At 41.7% G+C, this 21,886-nt stretch carries 30 protein-coding genes and 2 pseudogenes; 6 read left to right on the top strand and 26 right to left on the bottom strand.

Annotated elements, in window-relative coordinates:
- Positions 1-24: 24 nt before the first annotated feature.
- From panD to TY10_RS05055, 15 genes and pseudogenes are all read right to left on the bottom strand, one after another.
- Positions 25-408 (bottom strand): aspartate 1-decarboxylase, encoded by a 384-nt coding sequence (gene panD / locus TY10_RS05110; RefSeq protein WP_042161232.1) that lies wholly within the window; start codon positions 406-408, stop codon positions 25-27.
- Positions 409-937: 529 nt separating this feature from the next.
- Positions 938-1,999 carry a glycosyltransferase family 2 protein gene (locus TY10_RS05105; protein WP_042161230.1) on the bottom strand — a complete coding sequence of 354 codons (1,062 nt, stop codon included), beginning with the start codon at positions 1,997-1,999 and terminating at the stop codon, positions 938-940.
- Between the two features lie 100 nt (positions 2,000-2,099).
- On the bottom strand, positions 2,100-3,122 hold the full coding sequence (locus TY10_RS05100; protein WP_042161228.1) for a leucine-rich repeat domain-containing protein: 1,023 nt from the start codon (positions 3,120-3,122) through the stop codon (positions 2,100-2,102).
- A complete protein-coding gene (locus tag TY10_RS05095; RefSeq protein ID WP_042161226.1) occupies positions 3,123-3,731 on the bottom strand; it encodes a hypothetical protein in 609 nt (202 codons plus the stop codon).
- Entirely contained in the window at positions 3,732-3,920 is a 189-nt protein-coding gene (locus TY10_RS30245; RefSeq protein WP_042161224.1) for a hypothetical protein, read from the bottom strand.
- Complete coding sequence (locus TY10_RS31280; RefSeq protein WP_238327445.1) at positions 3,883-4,038, bottom strand: DUF4303 domain-containing protein; 156 nt, start codon at positions 4,036-4,038, stop codon at positions 3,883-3,885. The genes TY10_RS30245 and TY10_RS31280 overlap by 38 nt, the downstream gene beginning before the upstream one ends.
- An 88-nt stretch (positions 4,039-4,126) precedes the next feature.
- Positions 4,127-4,693: a hypothetical protein gene (locus tag TY10_RS05085; protein ID WP_042161222.1), complete on the bottom strand. Its 567-nt coding sequence runs from the start codon at positions 4,691-4,693 to the stop codon at positions 4,127-4,129.
- A gap of 18 nt (positions 4,694-4,711) precedes the next feature.
- Positions 4,712-5,278: a hypothetical protein gene (locus tag TY10_RS05080; protein WP_042161221.1), complete on the bottom strand. Its 567-nt coding sequence runs from the start codon at positions 5,276-5,278 to the stop codon at positions 4,712-4,714.
- A 152-nt stretch (positions 5,279-5,430) separates the two neighbouring features.
- On the bottom strand, positions 5,431-5,652 hold the full coding sequence (locus tag TY10_RS32195; protein WP_337588331.1) for an aldo/keto reductase: 222 nt from the start codon (positions 5,650-5,652) through the stop codon (positions 5,431-5,433).
- A pseudogene (locus TY10_RS32190) lies at positions 5,553-5,921 on the bottom strand (aldo/keto reductase); the annotation flags it as partial. The gene TY10_RS32195 and the pseudogene TY10_RS32190, both read right to left, overlap by 100 nt.
- Before the next feature lie 52 nt (positions 5,922-5,973).
- Positions 5,974-6,090: a hypothetical protein gene (locus TY10_RS32185; protein ID WP_337588330.1), complete on the bottom strand. Its 117-nt coding sequence runs from the start codon at positions 6,088-6,090 to the stop codon at positions 5,974-5,976.
- Positions 6,091-6,234: 144 nt separating this feature from the next.
- Complete coding sequence (locus TY10_RS05070; RefSeq protein WP_042161219.1) at positions 6,235-6,552, bottom strand: ArsR/SmtB family transcription factor; 318 nt, start codon at positions 6,550-6,552, stop codon at positions 6,235-6,237.
- 150 nt (positions 6,553-6,702) lie between these two features.
- Positions 6,703-7,095 carry a GNAT family N-acetyltransferase gene (locus TY10_RS05065; RefSeq protein WP_238327444.1) on the bottom strand — a complete coding sequence of 131 codons (393 nt, stop codon included), beginning with the start codon at positions 7,093-7,095 and terminating at the stop codon, positions 6,703-6,705.
- A 94-nt stretch (positions 7,096-7,189) separates the two neighbouring features.
- Positions 7,190-7,387: a DUF2197 domain-containing protein gene (locus tag TY10_RS32455; protein ID WP_042161216.1), complete on the bottom strand. Its 198-nt coding sequence runs from the start codon at positions 7,385-7,387 to the stop codon at positions 7,190-7,192.
- Between the two features lie 21 nt (positions 7,388-7,408).
- On the bottom strand, positions 7,409-8,053 hold the full coding sequence (locus TY10_RS05055) for a P-loop NTPase family protein (protein WP_042161214.1): 645 nt from the start codon (positions 8,051-8,053) through the stop codon (positions 7,409-7,411).
- A 242-nt stretch (positions 8,054-8,295) separates the two neighbouring features.
- Between TY10_RS05055 and TY10_RS05050 the strand changes: the two genes are divergently transcribed.
- A complete protein-coding gene (locus TY10_RS05050) occupies positions 8,296-9,291 on the top strand; it encodes a serine hydrolase domain-containing protein (protein ID WP_042161212.1) in 996 nt (331 codons plus the stop codon).
- Positions 9,292-9,336: 45 nt separating this feature from the next.
- Here TY10_RS05050 and TY10_RS05045 read toward each other — a convergent pair whose 3' ends face one another.
- Positions 9,337-9,828: an SMI1/KNR4 family protein gene (locus TY10_RS05045; protein ID WP_042161210.1), complete on the bottom strand. Its 492-nt coding sequence runs from the start codon at positions 9,826-9,828 to the stop codon at positions 9,337-9,339.
- An 85-nt stretch (positions 9,829-9,913) separates the two neighbouring features.
- Positions 9,914-10,348, bottom strand: coding sequence for a VOC family protein (locus TY10_RS05040; protein WP_042161208.1), 435 nt, complete (start codon positions 10,346-10,348; stop codon positions 9,914-9,916).
- Positions 10,349-10,413: 65 nt separating this feature from the next.
- Between TY10_RS05040 and TY10_RS05035 the strand changes: the two genes are divergently transcribed.
- Positions 10,414-11,241: a helix-turn-helix domain-containing protein gene (locus tag TY10_RS05035; RefSeq protein ID WP_238327442.1), complete on the top strand. Its 828-nt coding sequence runs from the start codon at positions 10,414-10,416 to the stop codon at positions 11,239-11,241.
- Positions 11,242-11,274: 33 nt separating this feature from the next.
- On the opposite strand, the gene TY10_RS05030 is transcribed toward TY10_RS05035, so the two are convergent.
- Positions 11,275-11,835, bottom strand: a complete 561-nt coding sequence (locus TY10_RS05030; RefSeq protein ID WP_042161206.1) for a YdeI/OmpD-associated family protein — start codon at positions 11,833-11,835, stop codon at positions 11,275-11,277.
- 198 nt (positions 11,836-12,033) lie between these two features.
- On the opposite strand from TY10_RS05030, the gene TY10_RS05025 reads away from it, so the two are divergent.
- Together TY10_RS05025 and TY10_RS05020 are read left to right on the top strand one after the other, a co-directional pair.
- On the top strand, positions 12,034-12,639 hold the full coding sequence (locus TY10_RS05025) for a DUF2087 domain-containing protein (RefSeq protein ID WP_042161202.1): 606 nt from the start codon (positions 12,034-12,036) through the stop codon (positions 12,637-12,639).
- A gap of 64 nt (positions 12,640-12,703) precedes the next feature.
- Positions 12,704-13,204: a GNAT family N-acetyltransferase gene (locus TY10_RS05020; protein ID WP_042161200.1), complete on the top strand. Its 501-nt coding sequence runs from the start codon at positions 12,704-12,706 to the stop codon at positions 13,202-13,204.
- Positions 13,205-13,361: 157 nt separating this feature from the next.
- Here TY10_RS05020 and TY10_RS05015 read toward each other — a convergent pair whose 3' ends face one another.
- Positions 13,362-13,826, bottom strand: coding sequence for a VOC family protein (locus TY10_RS05015; protein WP_042161198.1), 465 nt, complete (start codon positions 13,824-13,826; stop codon positions 13,362-13,364).
- A 97-nt stretch (positions 13,827-13,923) separates the two neighbouring features.
- On the opposite strand from TY10_RS05015, the pseudogene TY10_RS05010 reads away from it, so the two are divergent.
- Positions 13,924-14,833, top strand: a pseudogene (locus TY10_RS05010) (helix-turn-helix transcriptional regulator).
- A gap of 27 nt (positions 14,834-14,860) precedes the next feature.
- Here the strand turns inward: TY10_RS05010 and TY10_RS05005 are convergent.
- Together TY10_RS05005 and TY10_RS05000 are read right to left on the bottom strand one after the other, a co-directional pair.
- Positions 14,861-15,574, bottom strand: coding sequence for an aspartate/glutamate racemase family protein (locus tag TY10_RS05005; RefSeq protein WP_042161195.1), 714 nt, complete (start codon positions 15,572-15,574; stop codon positions 14,861-14,863).
- 169 nt (positions 15,575-15,743) lie between these two features.
- Positions 15,744-16,358, bottom strand: a complete 615-nt coding sequence (locus TY10_RS05000; protein ID WP_042161189.1) for a histidine phosphatase family protein — start codon at positions 16,356-16,358, stop codon at positions 15,744-15,746.
- Between the two features lie 108 nt (positions 16,359-16,466).
- Here TY10_RS05000 and TY10_RS04995 point away from each other — a divergent pair, with 108 nt between their 5' ends.
- Complete coding sequence (locus TY10_RS04995) at positions 16,467-17,375, top strand: LysR family transcriptional regulator (RefSeq protein ID WP_238327441.1); 909 nt, start codon at positions 16,467-16,469, stop codon at positions 17,373-17,375.
- Positions 17,376-17,432: 57 nt separating this feature from the next.
- Here TY10_RS04995 and TY10_RS04990 read toward each other — a convergent pair whose 3' ends face one another.
- The 5 genes from TY10_RS04990 to TY10_RS04970 all read right to left on the bottom strand — a co-directional run bounded on the left by TY10_RS04990 (position 17,433) and on the right by TY10_RS04970 (position 21,733).
- Complete coding sequence (locus TY10_RS04990; RefSeq protein ID WP_042161187.1) at positions 17,433-17,798, bottom strand: VOC family protein; 366 nt, start codon at positions 17,796-17,798, stop codon at positions 17,433-17,435.
- A gap of 161 nt (positions 17,799-17,959) precedes the next feature.
- Complete coding sequence (locus TY10_RS04985) at positions 17,960-18,508, bottom strand: GNAT family N-acetyltransferase (RefSeq protein ID WP_052350372.1); 549 nt, start codon at positions 18,506-18,508, stop codon at positions 17,960-17,962.
- A gap of 104 nt (positions 18,509-18,612) precedes the next feature.
- A complete protein-coding gene (locus tag TY10_RS04980; RefSeq protein ID WP_042161185.1) occupies positions 18,613-19,326 on the bottom strand; it encodes a DsbA family oxidoreductase in 714 nt (237 codons plus the stop codon).
- 56 nt (positions 19,327-19,382) lie between these two features.
- Complete coding sequence (locus tag TY10_RS04975) at positions 19,383-20,819, bottom strand: MDR family MFS transporter (protein WP_042161183.1); 1,437 nt, start codon at positions 20,817-20,819, stop codon at positions 19,383-19,385.
- Positions 20,816-21,733 (bottom strand): NAD(P)/FAD-dependent oxidoreductase, encoded by a 918-nt coding sequence (locus TY10_RS04970; RefSeq protein ID WP_042161181.1) that lies wholly within the window; start codon positions 21,731-21,733, stop codon positions 20,816-20,818. The genes TY10_RS04975 and TY10_RS04970 overlap by 4 nt, the downstream gene beginning before the upstream one ends.
- Positions 21,734-21,886: the final 153 nt, after the last annotated feature.

Below are 21,886 nucleotides of genomic sequence, written 5' to 3'. Positions count from 1 at the left end.
GGCGGCCCTCCGCTCTGTGTTTTATCATACCGTTGTGGAATGCAGTTCTTGATAGTCCTCCGTAACGATACAATTATGCTCATCCATAATGACCACATGCGGACGGTAGGTACGAGCCACTGAATCCTCCATCATTGCGTAAGAAATAATAATAACGCGGTCGCCCGGCTGTACCAGTCTGGCAGCAGCGCCGTTCAAGCACACCATACCGGAGCCGCTTGGACCAGAGATGACATAGGTCTCCAGCCTAGCTCCGTTATTTATATTGACCACTTGAACTTTTTCGTTCTCCAGGATGTTCGATGCATCCAAAATATCCTGATCAATCGTTATACTCCCTACGTAATTCAAATTGGCCTCTGTCACAACAGCGCGGTGAATTTTGGACTTATGCATCTCTCTGAACATAAATACACGCTCCTTTTGGAGTGGTTTGGAAAAAATATAAAAGCTAGCCGAGAAGCAAAAAGCTGAAGCAATCAAGCCTTTCAAAGTGAATTTCTACGCAATTATTTGCCGCTGTGGCTGTTTGTTCGGAATAAGGATGCTTATGCTGAGGTGCGGGATCATGGTGAATGAGTTATTCATGCCATTGTGAGGGGGGCATGTGGACTAGCAAACTCAAGATTTTTGTGAGGAGTATGCTGATTGGATAAGCTCATGGTTTAAAACGGGGTTATGCTGGCTAGTAGGGCAGGACTGTGCTGTTGTGTGGATTTCTGTCGAGTACATCGTAGTGGTCCGTCATACAGGTGATTTTTGGTGATGAATAAGTCACACTGTTTAACTAGGTATAGCGGTGATTGGTTAAAGTCACAAAAGGTGTAAACTAGGAAATTTATTGAAACATACCCTTATAATAGTTCCAACCTTTTACTTGCGGTAGGGTGAAAATCATACAATAGAGGGAGAAAATCTTTTGCTTTTTTGATAAAATCTACCATAGATCGAGAGCCTTTTGCAAAAAAACACTACCGCTCTTGCTTGAAACCAATAATTTGACAAACAAAAGCAGATTGAAAATCGAAACCTTGTAGCGAAGGGACTGGCGGCAATAACGGAGCGCTGTTTTACGATCGTAACGGTTCAAATAGCTGAGCGTATAATACTTACTCGCAATGCCGATGTCAATATTAGAGAGCTGTTTCGCTTTATTGCGGATGAAATCGGATTGGGCGGCCAACACCCGGATATGCTCACGCGCCTGGATAGATTGGAAGCTCTGTCTTTCAATTTTTTTATATATTTCCTCATTGAGATGAATCGTATCGGGGTCGAGCTTCCATCGGTCGCAGAAGAAATAGAGGCTGTCGGGAGACTGGCGATAGATGCAATGGGGCTTGGTCTGCAGTGCAATTCTGTACTTGTCGAAAAAACGGAGCAGATAGGTCGTATCCTCCCCCACATAAAACTGTTCGTTGATCAAGCCGACCTCATCCAGCAGCTTCCGGCGAAATACCATCGTGTTCAGCTGAAAAAAATTGCGTGTATGCGACAAGAATGCGTCGAACAATCCTTTTTCAAATACGATGATCTCTCCGTCATTCTTGGTCTGGAAGGTTGTTCGCATCGCTTGCAGCCCATTCCGCTCAATCTCATTGTCAAATTTGTAAGAGGTGATATTACCATGCAGTTCTACCCAAAGTGCAAAGCTGACATCTGCTTTCGTAAGTTCAAGTGTCCCTATACTGTCGCTTAGATGGGACGGATACCATGCATCATCGGAATCAAGAAACGCTACAAATTCACCTTTCGCCGCGAGCATCCCCGTATTCCGCGCACCGCCAGGTCCTTTTCCCCGTTCATTGCATACGTAGCGGATTCGGTCATCTTGGCGTATCCACTCGCGGATTGTCTCCTCGGTATGATCTGAACTGAAGTCATCGACGACGATGAGCTCCCAGTTGGTGTAAGACTGATTCATGATAGACTGGATCGCCCCCGAAATGATATGTGCACGATTATACGTAGGTATTACAATGCTTATTAACTGCTCCATTCCCTTCACTCCAATCGTTACAAATTGTTTGATCTAATTCATCGTCAGTGTAAAAGCGGAACGGGAAGCCGTCAAGTACAAAAAGTATACGGAGGTAGATTTAGATGCTCCATTTGCGATAACCCAGCTTGAGTAAGGAATCTTCTATTTCTTGATTTGCTTTGCTTTTGGAGGTTGTGAATTCCAATTCGGACAATGCACTCGGAAGCTCTTGCGCGATGAAGGAGTCAAAGTCGATGGCTGTTCTCATAATGCGAAGCTTGCGCAACGACGGCAGCTGTTCTATTCCAGGTAAATGAGTCAACCCTTTACAATTCGAAATGGATATCTCCTCCAGTGCCTCCATCCCGCGATCAAATCCGATTTCCAGCAGCTTGGCTTGATCCTCAATCCTAAGACTTGTCAGCGCTCGGAACTTCTTAATATTGCTCAAGTCATGAAAACCAAGGATTCTAACCATCTCTAAATCGTCGATATCATTTTCTTCGATTTCCTGAATATGCTCTCGCCCGCCAAGCAAAATGCGAAGATGCTTCAGCTTCTTCAACCGGTTTATAAAATGTAACGGTAATTTGCTAATCGAATGCAGCGCAAGGTATTCTAAACCTTCTAGATGGCCTAGTGCATCCAGGTTTTTCACTTTGCCCCCAATATGTAATTGCTGCAGATGGGTGAACTCTTTGAAATACTGCAGGTTGATGACCTTATTATCCGAAATAAAAGTTAAATCTCTTAATGATTGCAGCGAGTCTATCCTCAAAATATCCGTATTCTCCAGCTCATATATCCCCAGATGTAAACTGTACAAGTGTCCCAACGCGGCCAATGCATCCGTGTTATGCGCCTGGACAAGAGAATTGAGATGCAGCATTTTTACATGAGGAATTCTGAGTAGCGTGCGGCCATCGAACGAGATTGATTTATGCCCATAGAAACGTACTCCAAAGTTTTCATCCAAACGGGCGCAAAGCTCATCCACTTCCTCCAATATAGAGCCATAAAAATCCGGGTGAGAGAACTGAATAATCACTTGATTACCGTCGCGCAAGTCCTGCTTAATCTGCACCCGATCCAGCGAAACAGGATCATTAATCAGAATTCTTCGTTTCCATTTCTTGCGCATTCATAAACCTCCCATAACAAGCTTATATTTCCTGAAAATCCAAGCGTTCATCAGGTCAGCAGCTGCATTTTTGCTTATGCGAACAGGCGGCTTTTGCTCTTGTACGGCATCTGCTCCATGTACAAAAAAACGAAACGGCTTTGTGATTTTCTTAATATCGTTAACTATATCGGTATAGAACGAATACGTTATCGGCTGATGTTCACGAATATCCTCATAAACATAATACTTCTGGTCCTCCAAAATAATTTGAAATCCTTTCGGCAAAGAAAGCATGATAGATGGCAATTCATCTTCTGCCCATTGCCCGAGATATGGAAAGCTGATATTTTCGTTTCTTACAAAAAATCCAGAGCTTTCGTTCCCAGCAGCAAATGAAATCGAATAGACAAAGTAAGGGTGGTATTGCGGCTTTTCTCGTACTGTAAAATATTGATAAAACTTTTCATACGCCTCATACACTTGTTTGTGGTCATGTTTGGTCTGCGCATAATTCGTATGATTAAATTGTGCTTGTTGCTGCTCGAAAAGCTTCATAACATGTTTAAATTCTTCTGGCGTGATCAGAAATTTAAACTTATAGAATCCGCTGTGTTTTAACCGGTTCATTTATTTCACCGCCAATTGCGCCATGGTTACCTGGGCATGACTAATCTCAAAATCGAACACATCTGTATCCAAACTCATGGCAGCAACCCGGTCGAGGGCCAGCTTTAGCCATTCGGAGGCAGGTTCAGGCCGTCCTGTCTCCGACAATAAATCATGCAGGCAGCTCCAGAAATAATTGTTTAATGCCATTAAAGTTCTCATCCTCAAAACTGCAATAGGGCGAGTCGGCGTAGGACCACTTGATGAGCTCCGCAACCGTTGACTCTGACGTGGTTCTATCTGCTTGCCTGGCTGCTTCCCGCTCCAAAGCCTCCTATGACCAAGCAGAGATGCTAGGCGCGTGTCCCTCTTCCGTATTTGAATATGGGATTCTACACTTTGGATTCCGATTGATATCACAAAGGATATGGTGGGGCTTTTTCTGCTGCAATGTTGTCAGGATGAACTTCAGCTGGCTCATAATCCTGCATGCGGAGAAGGATGTATTCAATTTCTTCTAATGGCATTTGCAATTGCTCACTGACCTCATAAAGCCCCATATTTTGTTCTAGCAGCGTCCTTGCTCTATTGATCTTGCCATCCAGCCAATTATTTTCTAACATCCAATTTTTCACCTGAATCAATAATTGATCTTGTGTGGACTTATCTGCGTGCTTTTTATATTTTGCAATAGACTCCGTCATATAATGATAGAGATAAATACCTAAAGCTTCGCGTTGTTCATTTTTAGACATTGGTTGATACTGCTCATAGATGATGCTGATGTCTAAGTATAAAGCGTGATCCCTGCTATCAAAACGTCTGAATGTTTTTCGTTCGTATCTCTCAGGCAATACACGCAAGACAAAATGAATATTATACGGAAATTCCCATGTTTCTGCCAATTCCTCTAACAGCAGCAGTTCATCTCTTAATTGACCAACGCATGTTCCATATGTATCTAATAAAAAATCTAGCTTCATTCATGCCTCCTTAGATCTTTATAATTCATATTTCACAAATTGATGTTGCAGCGTTTCTTCGTACGGAATCCACTCGAAATCGCTCCATAATGATATATGCATAAGCTCCGACAGCTTATTTACCGCTTGTTCTGGACTAGTCAGCTTTAACAGATCATCAATGTCCTCATTTGGGATATCCAATGCTTTTACCAGGTAGTCATCATTAATCCGCTCTTCTCTAAGCTCTTCATATTCTTCCCTCGTCCACGGTTCGCAAAAGATTCTTTCAGTTTGAATGTCTCCGTCCTCAAAAATCGACAACTCCAATAATTCCTCATTCATATACGCAGCGGCCATTACTGGCTCCCCGGTAATCCGGGATAACGTTTTGCCAACTTTCTTCACTGTACCCCATACAAAATATTCATGGAGCAAACTGGTCCAGTTCTCGTTGCTTTGGCTTATGTAAAAGACATCTTTGGTCTCTTGAGCGTCTTTTCTGCCCAATACTTTGGCATGCTCTTTGCTCAATTCTCTCAACACATCGATCGTTTTCTCAAGGTTTTTCGACTTAATATGCAAATTGGCGAATGATCTTCCCACCGATAACCTCCTACAAATTAAGGGTGCTATATGCTCATTAGCAATAGATTAGCCCTATTTAATTTACATCTAATTTCCATTATAAAGATCTTACATCCTGAATCTACCTACTTTTTACCTGAATTCTGGAAGCCTAGAGTAGCCTTAGCATCCTATTGCTTTAAAAAGAGTTTCGTTAGTCCTATATAAATTGGATTGATCTGAAACCCCATCGGATTTACAGCATATCTTTTTCCGGTGTCTAATGCAGCAATTTGCTCCATCTCCTGTTCGCTCAAATTGAAATCAAACACAGCAATATTTTCCTTGATCCGGCGAGGATTCGAGGACTTCGGTATGACGATGGTGTCGCGATGTAAGTGCCAGCGTAAAATAATTTGTCCAACCGTCTTCCGATGGCGGCTTGCGACATATATTCACGCAGCTTTTGCTGTTGAAATCGGGGATGTGTCTCAATTTGATTAATCATCGGCATAATTTTTTGCTGCTCGAAATGATCGATCTCAAAGTTGGCTACACCAATCACTTTTATTTTGTCTTCCGTATATAATTTCTCTAGTGCCTTCCAAGATTCGACAAAACGGGGACCGGCAAAATGAATCAAATACATATCAAGATAGGTCGTATTCAGTTTTCTGCAGCTCTTCTCAAATACCCGTAATGTCTCTTAGTACCCCAAATCGGTTGTCCACACTTTAGAGGTTAGAAAAAAAATCTTCTCTAGCAATTCCACTATTTCGTATTACACTGCCCAATGCTTCTTCATTGCCGTAAATACGTGCCGTATCAAAATGACGATATCCCCCTTGAATCGCTTCATTAATGGTTTTTTCAAAGTTCTTATCTTGTTGATTTTGTAAACACCAAACCCCACTCGAGGAATTTTAACGCCATTAACAATCTCAATGAACGGACTCATTTGTATTCTGCTTTGAACTTAGGATTCATCCATTTTTTTAATCGCATAGCAGCAAGACCTGATCAATCAGGCCTCGTAAATCCAGCATTGCGTTTTTAGCATTTAGTCGATAATAGTTTTTTGTCCCTTCCCTATGAACACTAACGATGCCGGCATCCTTTAGTACTCTAAGATGATGAGATATAGCAGGACGAGACAAATGGGTGAGCCGTTCAATTTCCCCTACTCGCATGCCTAAGCTCTGCGCGCCCTGAGCCAGAGCAATCAATATCGATTGGCGTGTCTCATTTCCGATGGCCGCAAGTACATCCTGATTTCTTTTAAAATCATGCGTAATTTGACTCGTCATATCCATCGTAATCCTCCCTTTCTTGAAGCAATGAGTAGGAATAGCTTAACATAAGGCTCAGATCCATATGACATTGGGAAAGAAAATGAAGACCATTAAATAAAATAAAGGCAACCGGTCGTCATGGCCGGCTGCCTTTGTTTCTAAATCATCTTTTTAGCTAGATTCTTTATGTCGCAATAACGTACATTCAAAGCGTTCTACACCAGGGTATTTTTCCCCTAAGCTCATTATCGAGAACCCAAGCTTCGTGTAGAAGCCCACCGCATCTTTATCCGTTTCAGCTTTCATTTTTACTATTTCTTTGACTTTCATATAGTCATGTATGAACTGTCTTCCAAGGCCTTTGCCGCGATAATCTGACTTTATGGCAATATGCTTTAACTCCACCTCGCCAATTGAGTCATATACGATCCCAATTAATCCCACTAGCTGATCATTTAAGAACCTGCCATAAAGTTCTCTAGTGTCATCTTCTAGATACTTAATTAACTCGGCATGAACCCTCTCTTCGTCTGTCCACATACATTCAGACAACAGGGATTTCACTTCGCTAAAATCGCTTAAATCTCTTAAGTTAATTAAGGGGATCACCACCTTGTTTAGTTATAGCTTCAATTCTCGAAGCTTATTTGTATAAGGTTTAAGGGATTAATTTATCAATTTTATACGGGTCGATTAGCTCTGGACTAAAATCGACGTTCTTTCTTGCATCATTTTGTATGGAATCGTTACACTCCTTACAAATATACTTCTTTGCGGGATTGTCTTTATACGCTCTATATTGGACTTCACTCTCGATTGAACGCTCTTTTTTACAAAACATACATTTAAGAATCATTACACAGCACTTCCTCGCTCTTTAATCAATCTGCAAAAATTCACATATCTCTTTGTTATATTCATCCCAAGAATAATCGGAATTTCTAATTATTTTTGAAGGGATATTCCATTCATTTAGTAATTCACAAAAAATATCTTGGGTATAAGACCAGCCTTGAGCAGCTCTTTTAAAATCTTCATCGGTATGTAAACCACAATTTTTCGCAAACTCCGGTCCACGAAACTCACATATTCTTCTCCAATTGTGCTCGGCATCAACCTGAAAGTAAAAAATAACTTCTGGGCTCATGCCCTCTTTCAAAATCTCTATGATACGTTTTACTAGTGTCTTAACTTTGTTTTCTTGCATCCCTTTGAAAAGTGCGACACTTAGAATACCTTGATAGATCAGACTCTCTATGATGACTACAGTTTGCTGTTCTTTATACCTCTCAATAAAATCGGCATAAAGAGTCGTAACCTTAGTCGTAAATTCATCGGCCTGTTCATCCGTACTTAACGAGTCGATAGCTGGAGTATTTATAAATAAAGGATTATCGGGGCTTGTCTCAAGAAAAAGTATATGGTCAATATTCATGGCGTTTAGTTTTCCTGCAATGAACTCCGCTGTTGTTGACTTACCCGAACCTGGCATACCGTCAACAATTATTATTCTGTTTGACACGGAATGAATCACTCCCTAATTTATTGCATAGGTGAAGATTGTAAATGTACGAATACGAACGTAAAAGAGAGAATGAGATAGAACCTTATTTTTGAAAACGTCTTGAAAGCATCTTCTGCCAACAATCCATGCCTTCCAACAATAAACGAACGCCCGTTTTCGCTGTTTGTCCAGTTCTTCCAGAAAATGATATCATTTTCGCAGATAATAATCGATATATAAATCAGGGGTGAACTGAAATAATGTTGGTACGATCGGAAAAGACAAATAGCAATAAATACAGTGAACTTAATGAGTATGTAGTTAAAATAAAAGACCAGATTTCATGTTCAGCAGCCGCTACATTCATTATTCATCATGACACGATCGTATCTGAAAACTATTTTGGCTCTTATGTATCTAATTCAAAGATACAACCAGTAAAACCTTCAACTCGTTTTAATGTCGCTTCTGTACGAAAATCATACATTGGATTTACTATTAGTCTGGCATTATATCAAAATAAGCTTTCCAGAATGGACGATTATATTTCCGATTACTTGGATGATTTAAACCTGGATGCTGTCAAAGGGGTTAAAATCAGACATTTATTGACTCACACTCATGGACTTAAAAATGATCATGAAAAGCTTTTCCAGCCGGGAACAGGTTGGAAGTATAATAATGTAGGCACTAATATGCTTATACGATTAATACGCAAGATATTTGATGCACCTCTTTCCGAAGTTATGAAACAATATGTTTTCAAACCATGTAATTTCAAAGAAACAAGCTGGTGCAAGAATAAAGAAGAGAATTTGGTATGGTTAAATGAGGAGTATGCTGGGGAGCAAGGTGCAGAAACGAATCTTTTTGTAAGTGCTCATGAATTAGCATTGTGGGGTTACTTTCACCTGAACCGCGGATTCATCAATGGAAGACAGCTTGTTCCAAAAGAAGTTTTAGAACAAGCTGCAACTAATCAGAGCCCCGCAAGTCTTGATGATGCATTACCGAGGAACGGTTTCTATTGGTGGGTTCAAGATAAGCCTAGAGCTATTTCAGAAATGGGCAACACATTGCCAAGTGGGTCATACCAAATACTTGGTAAAACAGGATGTGCATGTCTGGTTATTCCCGAACATCGGCTAGTAGCCGTTAGAATGTATAATCAATTGGGATCAAACCTATCCGGTTACGACTACTTAGAGGATATTAAAGCTTTTGGAGACAAAGTCTTGGCGTGTACTTTGAGCTAGCTTGTCTTTCTCATGCAATAGCTGCCGTAACGGCAGCTTTTCCTACTAATCTTCAGATGCATAAAGTCTGTTAATCAGTTCTGAAATAGTTGCTGCAAGAGGATGTATTCCTTCCCGTTTCAATCGGTCAACTAACTCCGGTTGTTCCAGTTCCTCATCCGAAAGATCATCCTCTGAAATCAGTGCATCCATTTCTGCATATAATAGGGCAGGATCTGTCTCTGAGAAATCGTAGCAAATAAAATCTCCACCAGCTGTGTCTGCTATGGCAATAACTTTTTCAGGAAGCATGCACTTTATTGCTTGGTAGACTTCAAGTATAAAATTGGAGTCGCCCGCATGAAAGGAATAAAGATATCCGAATATTTTGCTCGTGTTCTTTACTTTAAAAACTGCTGGAACTGGTCCCGCACCATTATGCTCTATAATAATCTTCACGAAATCTTCTGGTAACTTTATGCCCAGTGTGTGTTCAACCTCTTTAATCATACTCTCTGTTATCATACTTGATGGGTTTTCCCATATTACGTTACTCATCGCTTTTTCCCCAGTTCTAGTTCTAATTATCCTGCATCTTGTGAAAAATACATGCAATAAGGTAAAATTAGGTATCGTTTGTGTATTAAGATTGATGAATAGACTGCCATATTTCTTTATAATGCGGGCTGTGGATCAAGCCAATAATGTTTCCAAAAGGATCTACGACCGATGCGGTGATCCAGTTAACGCCACGCTCTATACGGGGTTCATATTCAGAAGCTCCCAGTTCTTTTAACTCTTCCAGCATTCCATCAATATCATCTACATGCCAGTAGAGCGTCGCTCCCCCACTCCCTGTCAAGTTAGCTGCCTCCGGCGCATATTTCTTATCTATGATGCCAAGTTCGTTCTGGAAGTCGCCTATCCGATATTCAAGGTAAGCAGGATTCTCGGGATTAGGACTTTGAAAATACGGTTCCACGCCCAAGAGCTTCGTATACCACTCTTTTGCAGTTTTGAGATCCTCTGCCCAGAAACTAACATTTGCCATTCCACGTAATTTGGATGTATTTGTCATTATTATAAACTCCTTTTCGGTCAATTGGTATATACTTTCTATTTCAATGATAAGGGATGTTGATCATGATCGTATTACAGAAATCCGCAGATATTTATAAAACGGGAGGTAAACTGGATCCTGCCGGCTTCGAAGAGAAGATTATCTTTCAAACCTACGTGCCTCCGGCTGATTTAACACCATTTATCAATCATTTTTGGACCATACGCTGGAATAATACGACTGGTCAGTCCTACATTTCGGAGCAAGTTATGCACCGCCCCTATGTCGATATATTTCTGTCTGCACATGAATCAGGTATCCAGTGTACGTTCCGAGATAAAAGGGATTACGAGGCTGCCAATACTGGCAGAATTATCGGCGCTCGATTTAAGCCAGGTGCGTTCCACGCTTTTTGGCGAAAATCGATGACAGGCTTACACAACGAGACGATTGCATTAGAGCAAGTGTTTGCCGAGGCTGGGCCGCCTTTTATTGAAAATACGCTATCCTTACAGGACGATGCTGCCGTCGGTGCTCTTGCCGAAATGCTGCACACACAAAACCCCCAATATGACCCTAACATCGAGATCATTAACAGAATCATAGTTGCGATTGAGACGGATCGGTTGCAGACTGTCGGGGATGTTGCTCAGTGGATTGGCAAAAGCGAGAGATGGCTCCAACAGTTATTCCAAGAATATATTGGAACGGGCATTAAGTGGCAGCTAAAGAGGAATAAACTGTTGGATGCGGCAAAATTAATTCGTGAATGCGAACATCCTAATTGGGCGGACATGGCCTATGATCTTGGATACAGCAGCCAGCAGCATTTTATTACGGACTTCAAATGTGTACTTGGTAAAACTCCATTGCAATACAAGAAAGAGCTGGGCCTCCAGACATTCGAATAACAACCTGGCCAGCATACCGCAACAGTTTGCTCATCAGTTAACTTCCAATTTCGCAATTGCTTTTTGCAGCTGAGCAGCTCTACTTTTTGCTGATGTTGCCTTTAAAAGCGGCAGGAGTATCGCATATTGAGAAGTCTTATCGAGCTGACTGAACGCTTTTTGAGCATGTTCATGCTTATCTAACGCAGCTTGGAGATCTGCTGGGATTGTCGCGCTTTTTTGTGATTCATAGGCTGCACCCCATCTTCCATCCTCCTGCGCCCGGCGAATCTCAGCATAACCGGGTGCTTTCATTCGTCCGGTCTCCATTAACTCCTCTGCTTTTCGCACGTTGACCATTGACCAAGGACTTTTCGAGCGCCTAGGCGAATAACGCTGTAAATAATACGCCTCGTTAAATCCTTTACGGTGACTATCGATCCACCCATAACATAAAGCGACATCGAGCGCTTCTGGAATGGTGATGGATTGGATGCCTGTATTCTTCTTAGCTATTCTAAGCCATATCTCATCTTGTCGATCGTAATGACTCGCGAGCCACGATTCCCATTTAGCTGCTTCCGTAAAATCAATAAATTCCTCGGATGATCCCATGTAGCATTCTCTCCTTTCATAATATCCGTGTTGCCCTCTTCCTGAACTAACTATACAAATAATAAGCAGTGCCGTATTACAAAAAACCGCAGCGCATATAGGTATTGGTTGATTTTTACATAAGATTAGAATATCATCTAATTAGATATTTGTTAAATTAGATGTCCATTAAACTGAATTTGGCGGTGAGAACAACCAATGCAACTGGATAAAGTCGTCAATTATCATAAAGCGCTTGCAGACCCAACAAGAATAAAGATTCTAATATTGCTTGCAGAAGGAGAACGTAATGGTCAGGTTTTAGCAGAAAAACTAGGTGTCACCCCCGCTACGATCACACATCACGCCACTAAATTGCGTGAGGCGAGCTTAATTAATGAGAGAAGAGATAAAAATACGATCTTTTTTTCTTTAAATCACTACTTCATAAAAAATAATGCTACTGTTTCTGTGGATTTAATCTACAAAAACGCGAATATTTTAGGGGGTGCAGAGGAAATGGATGATAAGAACAAGCGACTTAAAGAATCAGTTATTAAAAACTTCTTCACATCAAATGGAAAAATCAGGAGTATCCCTGTCCAACTCAAGAAAAAGTTAATCGTATTAGAAAACCTTGTTTCTCGGTTAGATAAAGGACATAAATACAGTGAAAAGGAAATCAATGCGTTTATTATGAATTATCACGATGATTTCGCAACCATACGCAGAGAATTTATTATGCACCAATTCATGTTTCGAGAAAATCAAATCTATGAGTTAAATCCACCTGAAATGTGGGCAAGGTGGGATGTGTTAAAGTGAATTCATTTGATATATGACTGCAACAACGCTATTACGAAACAAGTCGATAAGGAAGGTGTACTACTTGATTAACTTAATTCCAGTAAGTGACCCTTTAAACAGTGAAAACTTGGAGATTCAAAAAACGATTATGAATTCACAGCCGTTGTTCAACAATTTAGTAGTTGGGAAGGAATCACTAACTGATGAAGATATCATTGAAGAGAACAACAGAAATGTTGAATATGGCGAAAAAATGTTTCATTTAAAGAAGGATGCCGAATGTGTTGGCTTAGTTACGTATCTCCCTCAAAATCCACATGATAATTGCACTTGGATTGGACTATTAATAATCCATAATGAGCATGAAAGAAATGGGATCGGGACGATTGCAATAGAATTATTGGAAGAAAAACTAAAAGAACACAATATAGATAAAGTCAGATTATGTGTTCAATTTGGAAACATTAAAGGGGCTTCATTTTGGAATAAACATGGTTTTAATAAAATAAGCAGTGGCTTTGACAATCACAAAAATCAAATCGATATCTATGAGAAAGTACTTGCTACTTTCAATTATCTTTAAGGTAAGCAAAGGGCCATCCTTTATTGGATGACCCTTTATTGTGTATGCGATCTATGCACAACAGCTCCCAATCGGTAAATGGGTTTTCCATTCAAGCCGATTCGGAGCTTATTTTCATTACCTTTTTATGGGAGAAATAAAATTTTTGTGGAAAGTATTAACGTTTATTTGAAATGACATGATCAAGAAACTTGTCAGCGTCACTGTTAAATTTCCAGGATACCCCGTACTTATCCACTAGCATTCCAAAGCACGATGACCAAGGTACCTCCGACAACGGCATCACAACATGGCCACCGACGGACAACTGGCTAAAGTATTGTTCTAACGTTTGTTTATCTTCATTAATTACACTGATCATGACATTGTTTCCTTTCACGACTTCCCCTGTAACCGCCGTCATGGAAGGCAAAATATCGGACATCATGATTTTCCCGCCTGCAAATACGATTGAAGATTCCATGATCATATTTAATTCATTTTCCGGCAATGGATAATTTGGATCTTGCGGGATATCATTGAATTTAACTTTTTTGACTTCCTTCGCGCTTAAAGCCTCCGCATAAAAATCAATCGCTTGTTCGGCCTCACCATTAAAGTTTAAATATACAATTGCTGACATCGAGTAATTCCTCCTTTTTGTTATAAAGGAAGTATAATATAGGAGTGGTGACAACTATCTGTCACCATTTATAAATAAGCAAGAAAGAGTGATGACGATGGAAAAAGTGGAGAGATTAATCTCAATTATTATGATATTGCTGCAAAAAAGATCTCGTTTCTACAAAAGAATTCACACAATTATTTAACGTATCCAAAAGAACGATTCTTCGGGATATGGAAACGCTGAGTTTATCCAACATTCCAATCTATTCGGTTCATGGAGTATATGGCGGATACGGTATTATGGAGGAATACAAGGTTGATAAGCGTCTTTTAAACAGCTCCGATCTGGAAAATATATTGATTGCACTCGGCGGATTGGAAAAAATTCTGATTAGCGAAGAGGTTGCATTAACGATTAGAAAAATGGAAGCAATGGTCAACCCGTCATCTAGAAAAGGTTCCATTCAACTGTCATTTTATGATTGGGAAGGCCGGTCCGAGATTCTTCAAACCTTAAAGTCGTGCCAGCAATCAATATCAGAGAACAAGATCATTTCATTTGATTATATTGATAAAGATGGTTTGAAAACCACTAGAATGGTTGAGCCCTATCTGCTTCATTTTAGCGAAGCAAGCTGGTATTTAAGGGGATACTGTTTAGATCGTCAGGGATATCGGACATTCAAATTATCTAGGGTCGATAATCTCAGTACGGATGGCACTACATTCCAACCCAGAGATTTTGTATTAGAACAAGATAAAACCAAATATCAGCCACAATTAATTGCGGTTAAAGCGTTGATTTCCCCAAATATTAAAGATCAATTTATTGAAAGGTATGGCCGAAAGAGTATTGAACACTATAGCTCTGACTATTTCTTAGCCGCTTTTCATATTCCTCAGAACAGTATTGGGTTTCAATTTCTAGCAAGCTTCGGCACCCATTTAGAAATCATAGAACCTAAATCATTTGTTAAGGAATTTAGAAGTTATTTACTTGCAATGATGAATAAGTATTCCTGAAGGCTTCAACTTAAGATTAGCAGCACGTCAAATTAAGGGAGTTTTATGGCCCTCCAGTGCGAGGTCAACAGCAGATTCAGCATGAAGCCTGGTTGTATCATACAGAGGAATATCGCAATTTTCTTGTGAGATGAGTAAGGTTATCTCGGTGCATCCGAGAATAATGGCCTCTGCTCCCTGCTGACTAAGCTTATGGATGATTTTTAAATAAGACTGTCTAGATTCATCATGAATTGTACCCAGACAAAGCTCTTTATAGATAATGTCATGGATGATCATTCGATTCGTTTCATCAGGAACTATAACCTCAAGACCAAACCTTTCAACAAGTCTGCCCTTGTAAAAATCTTGCTCCATCGTAAAAGCAGTTCCCAGTAGCGCAACTTTTCTAATTCCATCCTTCACAATAGCATTTGCTGTTGGATCAGCAATATGAAGCAACGGAATCTGGATCGATTCCTCCACTTCTTTTGCCATCTTGTGCATCGTATTGGTACAGATAATGATGAAATCAGCCCCGCCATTTTGCAGCTTGCGTGCAGAAGCAATCATCATTTCTGTCGCTTCATCCCATTTCCCTTGATGCTGAAGCGTTTTGATTTCGTCGAAATCTACTGAATACATCAGACTCTTTGCGGAATGATGTCCTCCCAGCTTTTCTTTCACACGCTGATTGATAATTTGATAATAAAGCAACGATGACTCCCAGCTCATTCCACCGATTAAACCTATTGTTTTCATGGATTAGACTACACTCCTCTGAATGTTTGCATGGTTAGTAAACTATTTTCATCGTAATTCAATTCTATCGACAGAGCAATATTCAGGCTGACGATTCGAATGCCCATTCATTTATAAATCATGAAAAAGGACAGTGTCTCCACTGCCCTAATAAAGTCCATATTACAACTCAATAATGAGAGCTGTCCCCGTAGAGCTCAATTGTTGGCTCAGAATGATGAAATACGATTTTGCTCAGGCTAGCTGAAGGAACGTCGGGCAAATTCCCCATATCACTCAATTGCATACCAGAATAGTGATTCATTAGCGTCTTTAACGTCATTCGGTGGCTTACAACAAGAACATTTTTACCCTTGCAGTCCTGCAGAATTTTTTCCACTGCCACTACCCCACGATTCAGCAGCTCCGCATAGGTCTCCCCTTGCCCTGAAGGACGGTATAAATGCGGTTGTTTAAAAAAGTGCTCCCACTCCTCGGCATATTCATCTTGTATGGCCGGCACGTGTTGTCCTTCCCAATGGCCCATGTGAATTTCCTTTAGTTCATCTAATTTCACGATGTTCTCTGCTGTACTTCCAGAAATGATCTGAGCCGTCGTCAATGCTCTTGGACTTGGGCTCGCATAAATCGCATCGAATTTGACATTGTGTAATCGATCCGCCAATCGGGCTGCCTGCCGCCTGCCTTCATGCGTTAATGGTGAGTCCATGTGGCCCTGCATTTTATGTTCCAAGTTCCACTGAGTCTGGCCATGTCTAACGAAATAAATCGTAGTTGTCGTCATGCTGTTGTCCTCCTTTTTTGATGTATTTGAAGTATACGTCCTTAATATATAAAATAAAAATATAAGTTTTCTATTTCACATAAACAAAGTATATAGAAGGTGATTGAATTGACGATCAATCTGCATGCATTAATGTTATTTTATAACGTTGCCCTGACCGGCAGCGTCACGGAGGCCTCAAAGAGACTGAATATTAGTCAGCCCGCCATCTCTGCTCAAATTCGGAGCTTTGAAAAGCAATACAACATCCTATTATTCGAGAAAAAAGGAAGAAGACTGGTTCTGACCCCCTTTGGTCAAAAACTGTTGAAGCCGACCGAAAAGCTATTTATCCTTGAAGAGCAAATTGGAAGCATGATTGAAGATTATCATCATCATCCGCAAGGAAAACTTCGGATCTCTGGAAATTACTTGGCCACGAGCTTTCTAATTCCCAAGTGGGCTTCCCTATTCAAGCAAAGATACCCGAAAGTTGATGTTGAAATTACGACCGTGAATTCACAAGCTGCCTTTGATAAATTAATGAATTACGAGTCGGATATCGCAATCTTTGGAAGCAGCGAGATTACTAATCAGATAGCAAATCAGCTGCATTTTAGAGATATATGTCAAAATGAATTCAAGTTTGTGGCTGCGCCAAATCACAAGTACGCGAACAGGCAAATTTCTTTGGAAGATATGGTGAAAGAGCCCTTCATTATGCGGGAGGAAGGCAGTGCAACTCGTAAGAAGCTTCTTGAGGTATGCAGCGTTCAAAATGTCAGCCCGCCATCAATCGAACTACAATTTAATGGCATTAATGAAATTATACAGGCCGTGGTCGCCGGTTATGGCGTCAGCTTTGTATCTTCTCTTGTGGCTAGCCCATTTATCAAACGAGGGGAATTAGCTGTCGTGGATGTCATTGATGTCCGAATTGCCAACAATATTGTACTTTGCTCTCATGATGCAGATGATCTGGAAGCATACATGCGTGGTTTCATTTCCATTGCAACAGCAGATCGAGGCACATTTTAAAGGTGTATCAATCTTCTATCCATAAAAAAAGGAAGCCGGGTTTTCCGGCCTCCCCTTTTATTTTCCAACCAGTACAAACACATTTTTATCAGGAGCTTCCATAACCGCAATATGCCCAGTTTCGGTTGCAAAGGGAGTCTTAATCCATTGAATCTCTCCATTTTTACGAAGTTCATTGTAGGCTTGTCGAACATCTTCAACATAGATCTCGACTTCTGTAAAATTAATTTCGGGATGATTGCTTAGTACAAGCTCGGAGCTGTCCTTCAGAGGAAATTTTAAACCGATTACGGTCCAGGTTATGCCATTCTCTAATTCCCGTTCGATCTTCCAGTTTTCAGTTAAACCTACAGAGGTATAGAATGAAAGGGATTTTTCAAGTTCATTAGTATGGATACATACGCATTCCAACTTTTTAAACATAGTGAACATCTCCTTCATAAAATTCCGGACACAGGAACAAATGTTCCCTATAGAGATTATACCACTATATCCCAAGGAGTCCATTCTATTTTATCACTCCAGCTATCCGCCTCGCAGCCTAACAAAAAAATGACAGCCATTACCGGCTGCCATTCAATCGTTTAGGAATTCAACAAGCCCTTCTGGAATAGCTTGAAGTCACCTTCTTGCCCCATGTATTCATACCCGTTACCTTCATAAAAGGCAAATAATTTAGGATTGCTGGCGATACAGTCTAAGCGCATCACCTTTTTCTCCTTGAAGCTTACAGCTGAATCGCACCAATTGAGCAGAGCAGCTCCCAGTCCTGCATTTGCCTGCTTCCGGCTAATCGTCAATCGATGCAAGTAAACGGCTCCATCATCTGCATAAGCTTTACTTCCCCATAGCTCAGAATCCCAAGCGCTAGGCTGACGTTTCAGTATGACAACACCCACAATCTCATTGTTATGCTTGCACACAAACACTTCTTCTTGTTTGATTGAACCTACCGTATCATGAGAGTCATTCCCATGCAGCAGCCCGCTCCACTGCTGAGATCCTATACTTTGCAGCCACTTTGCTGTTTCCAGCAGCAAAGACATCACTTCAGCTGCTTCTTCATCCTTAGCAACACTGACCGTGTAATCGCCATTGATATTCGGATTTATTATAGTAAAGTCATTTTTCATAAGTGGAAGACACTCCTTACTTGTTTATTAATCTAATGCCGTCCATTTATTATAGCTCAATTGAAGTAAGATTCAATGCTGCTGCACTCTCATAACAATGATGCCTACTTCATCACATTGCAGGTCCCGTCAGCGCAGCTATCATCACCTTGTGACTGCCCCTCCAACTTCAGGCTCTGAAGCTTGTTTTCTTCCTCCCAGACCGAATTCAGAGCATTCAAAAACACTTCCTCCGACTGAGCGCCTGAGATAGCGTAATTGTTATTAAATACAAAGGTAGGTACGCTTGTAATTTTCAGCATTTTCGCCTCTGCAAAGTCCGCTTTCACTGCATCTTTATAGGCATCAGATTCAAGCATTTCCGCAATTCCCTCTTCATGAAGCCCCGCCTCACTGCCGATGGAAGCAAGTACATTGCGGTCAGCAATATTCATTGATTGTGATAGATACGCGCGAATAAGGCGTTCAGTTAGCTCAGCTCCCTTTCCAGCTTCAGCCCCGAAATGAACCAACCGATGACCGTCGAAGGTGTTGGCGATAATAACGGTATCATAGCTGACATCCAGTCCAGCTTCACGTTTAATCATTTCAGCTACTTGTGCTTGCTTGATTTTCAAGTTCTCGACGGTCATTCCCTTTTCTCGGGCAAGCTGCTCGGCAGTCAGCGTTCTATTCTGAGCATGTGGATCAAGCTGATAACTCCGGTATACAACTTCTACTTTATCCCTCATTGCAAACATGCCAAGAGCGTTCTCCAGCTTTCTCTTGCCAATGACGCAAAAGGGACATCCAAAATCCGACCAAACATCGATTCTCATAGTTCAGTTCTCCCCAATTCATTAATGATCTTTCAAGGTAAAACGCTCGAATGAATTTATCCAGCTGCCTGCTGCTCATGCTCTGGTGATTTCTCTTTACGAATAAAGATACCGAGTACAAGTGCAACAAACGCAATGATAACGCCGAACCAGAACGCGTTGTTAATACCGGCTGCGAGTCCTTTGACGATTTCCCCTGGAGCCTGCGGATCGCTCGCTCCGCTTAAGTACTGCTTCTGTCCGCCAGACATGATGCTAATGTACAGGGCAGTACCGATTGCGCCCGCCACCTGCTGCAGCGTATTCAAGATTGCTGTCCCGTGGGGATGCAGATGGCTTGGCAACTGGTTGAGCCCGGCTGTCTGTGCAGGCATCATCACTAACGCGATACCAATCATTAGTGCAATATGAACGGCAACGAGAAAGCCCGTGCTCGTCGAATCGTCAAACCGGGTAAATTGCCACAATGAGATGACAGCAATGGCCAGCCCTGGGATGACAAGTACACGAGGTCCAAACTTATCAAACAGCTTGCCTGAGACCGGAGCCATGAAGCCGTTCACAATTCCGCCAGGAAGAAGAATTAAACCTGACTTGAAGGCTGTTACCATGAGTACACCCTGCATGAACATCGGAAGCATGATCGCCGATGAGAAGAAAGTCATCATCAACACAAACAGCAGTACCGCGACAAGCGCAAACGTCGGATACCGAAACGCACGTAAATCCATGACAGGCTGTTTTAACGATAGCTGTCTCCAAATGAACAGTAATAAGGAAATTCCGCCCGCAGCGATCGTCCAGATGACTTCCGCCTCTGACCAGCCATGTTCACCCGCACTGCTGAACCCATAGACGATTCCGCCGAAACCGATTGTCGACAAAACGATGGATAAAAAGTCCACTCGAGGTCTGGTCACTTCCGACACATTCTTCAACACAGCAGCTCCAATAATTATGGAGAGCAGTGCAAATGGCATTACGAGATAAAACAGCCAGCGCCATGAAAGGCCGTCCACAATTAAACCGGATATCGTTGGTCCAATTGCCGGTGCGAACATGACGACAAGCCCTAACATCCCCATTGCGCCTCCCCGCTTTTCCGGCGGATAGATGGTCATAATGACGTTCATGACAAGTGGCAGCAGCATGCCTGTTCCTATCGCTTGAATAATTCGGCCAATCAGCAATACACTGAACTCAGGTGAAAATGCCGAAGTAGCTGTACCAACAAAGAACAGTCCCATCGCCGACAGAAAAATTTGTCTGGTTGTGAACCATTGCTGCAAAATTGCTGTAACTGGGACCAGTACGCCAACGACGAGCATATAAGCAGTCGAAAGCCACTGAGCTGTTGCCGCAGTTACGTCAAAGGATTTCATCAATTCGGGAAGGGCATTGCCCATTAGCGTTTCGTTCAACGCGGCGACGAACATGCCTACTATAAGAGCAAACATAATCGGACCGCGCTTCATATGATTTAAATCGATCATCGGTTGTTCCCCCAGGCTTCTGCATTGAGCTCATTGTTAATGACTGCGGCAGCAAAGGCTCCCGTCGAAGCGGCTGCTATAGCCTGATGCATTCGCGATGCGGCATCACCAGCGCCATAGACGCCCGGAATGCTCGTTTTTCCGAATTCATCGATGACGACAGCACCCCATTCTGTCATTTCGCATCCAATCCTTTGCGGCAAGTCCGATCCTGTAACCAGATCCGGTTTGAAAAAGATCCCTCTGCACGGAATGATCGTGCCGTCTTCAAGAACTACTTGCTGAACGATCCCATCATTGGAATCAATTTGCCGGATTGGCGAGTCGTATAGAGGCACATGATGCTGCTTGAGCTCTTCCCGATGAGCATCTGTCAGTTCATCAGGTCCATTCGTACAGATGATAAATCGGTTCGTCCATCCGGATATAACAGGAGCGAAATGCATAAGCTCAGGACCTTTATTAATGATGACAAGCTGCTGATCCCTCAGCTCCCAGCCGTCGCAGTACGGACAGACGAAAGCACTCTTTCCGTATACCTCTGCCAGTCCCGGAATGCTCAGCGGCTGATCTTTCATACCGACGGTAAACAGCACTTTTTTGCTTATAAAAGCTTCTCCTTGCCCCGTCTCCACTTGAAAATGACCGTCGCTTCCCGTAATCGACACCGCCGTATCGGGCACGAATGACACGGAAGGATACGCACTGATCTCTTCCTTTGCAATTCGCCGAAATTCAATCGGACTAATTCCGTCTCGTGTAAGAAAACCATGGACCGCCTTAGTCACCGCATTGCGATGACGGCTATCATCGATTAAAGCAACCTTTTTCCTTGCTCTCCCCAGTACCAGAGCAGCGTTCAACCCTGCTGGTCCACCGCCAATTATTGTCACATCGAAAAGTTGTTTTTCCATTTTCTAATTGCACCTCCATAGATCTTTTATATCCATAATTAATCTAAAAAAATATACTGCTATCGGAACAGACATCTGAACTGCCTCTATCCATTTGCCGTACTCTCGATCTCCTCCTTTTCAATATTACAATCATTAAGGATCTCTTTTATC

It is taken from the genome of Paenibacillus gorillae (assembly GCF_000513275.1).
Taxonomy (GTDB): Bacteria; Bacillota; Bacilli; order Paenibacillales; family Paenibacillaceae; genus Pristimantibacillus; species Pristimantibacillus gorillae.
Note: the sequence above shows the minus strand (reverse complement) of the source record. Positions and strands in the feature narration are given on the sequence as shown.

What these genes read in the sequence shown, in the direction of transcription:
- panD (WP_042161232.1), bottom strand. Translation starts at nt 408, where the DNA reads ATGTTCAGAGAGATGCATAAGTCCAAAATTCACCGCGCTGTTGTGACA.
- TY10_RS05105 (WP_042161230.1), bottom strand. Translation starts at nt 1,999, where the DNA reads ATGGAGCAGTTAATAAGCATTGTAATACCTACGTATAATCGTGCACAT.
- TY10_RS05100 (WP_042161228.1), bottom strand. Translation starts at nt 3,122, where the DNA reads ATGCGCAAGAAATGGAAACGAAGAATTCTGATTAATGATCCTGTTTCG.
- TY10_RS05095 (WP_042161226.1), bottom strand. Translation starts at nt 3,731, where the DNA reads ATGAACCGGTTAAAACACAGCGGATTCTATAAGTTTAAATTTCTGATC.
- TY10_RS30245 (WP_042161224.1), bottom strand. Translation starts at nt 3,920, where the DNA reads ATGGCATTAAACAATTATTTCTGGAGCTGCCTGCATGATTTATTGTCG.
- TY10_RS05085 (WP_042161222.1), bottom strand. Translation starts at nt 4,693, where the DNA reads ATGAAGCTAGATTTTTTATTAGATACATATGGAACATGCGTTGGTCAA.
- TY10_RS05070 (WP_042161219.1), bottom strand. Translation starts at nt 6,552, where the DNA reads ATGGATATGACGAGTCAAATTACGCATGATTTTAAAAGAAATCAGGAT.
- TY10_RS32455 (WP_042161216.1), bottom strand. Translation starts at nt 7,387, where the DNA reads ATGATTCTTAAATGTATGTTTTGTAAAAAAGAGCGTTCAATCGAGAGT.
- TY10_RS05050 (WP_042161212.1), top strand. Translation starts at nt 8,296, where the DNA reads ATGTTGGTACGATCGGAAAAGACAAATAGCAATAAATACAGTGAACTT.
- TY10_RS05045 (WP_042161210.1), bottom strand. Translation starts at nt 9,828, where the DNA reads ATGAGTAACGTAATATGGGAAAACCCATCAAGTATGATAACAGAGAGT.
- TY10_RS05040 (WP_042161208.1), bottom strand. Translation starts at nt 10,348, where the DNA reads ATGACAAATACATCCAAATTACGTGGAATGGCAAATGTTAGTTTCTGG.
- TY10_RS05035 (WP_238327442.1), top strand. Translation starts at nt 10,414, where the DNA reads ATGATCGTATTACAGAAATCCGCAGATATTTATAAAACGGGAGGTAAA.
- TY10_RS05030 (WP_042161206.1), bottom strand. Translation starts at nt 11,835, where the DNA reads ATGGGATCATCCGAGGAATTTATTGATTTTACGGAAGCAGCTAAATGG.
- TY10_RS05025 (WP_042161202.1), top strand. Translation starts at nt 12,034, where the DNA reads ATGCAACTGGATAAAGTCGTCAATTATCATAAAGCGCTTGCAGACCCA.
- TY10_RS05015 (WP_042161198.1), bottom strand. Translation starts at nt 13,826, where the DNA reads ATGTCAGCAATTGTATATTTAAACTTTAATGGTGAGGCCGAACAAGCG.
- TY10_RS05005 (WP_042161195.1), bottom strand. Translation starts at nt 15,574, where the DNA reads ATGAAAACAATAGGTTTAATCGGTGGAATGAGCTGGGAGTCATCGTTG.
- TY10_RS05000 (WP_042161189.1), bottom strand. Translation starts at nt 16,358, where the DNA reads ATGACGACAACTACGATTTATTTCGTTAGACATGGCCAGACTCAGTGG.
- TY10_RS04990 (WP_042161187.1), bottom strand. Translation starts at nt 17,798, where the DNA reads ATGTTTAAAAAGTTGGAATGCGTATGTATCCATACTAATGAACTTGAA.
- TY10_RS04985 (WP_052350372.1), bottom strand. Translation starts at nt 18,508, where the DNA reads ATGAAAAATGACTTTACTATAATAAATCCGAATATCAATGGCGATTAC.
- TY10_RS04980 (WP_042161185.1), bottom strand. Translation starts at nt 19,326, where the DNA reads ATGAGAATCGATGTTTGGTCGGATTTTGGATGTCCCTTTTGCGTCATT.
- TY10_RS04975 (WP_042161183.1), bottom strand. Translation starts at nt 20,819, where the DNA reads ATGATCGATTTAAATCATATGAAGCGCGGTCCGATTATGTTTGCTCTT.
- TY10_RS04970 (WP_042161181.1), bottom strand. Translation starts at nt 21,733, where the DNA reads ATGGAAAAACAACTTTTCGATGTGACAATAATTGGCGGTGGACCAGCA.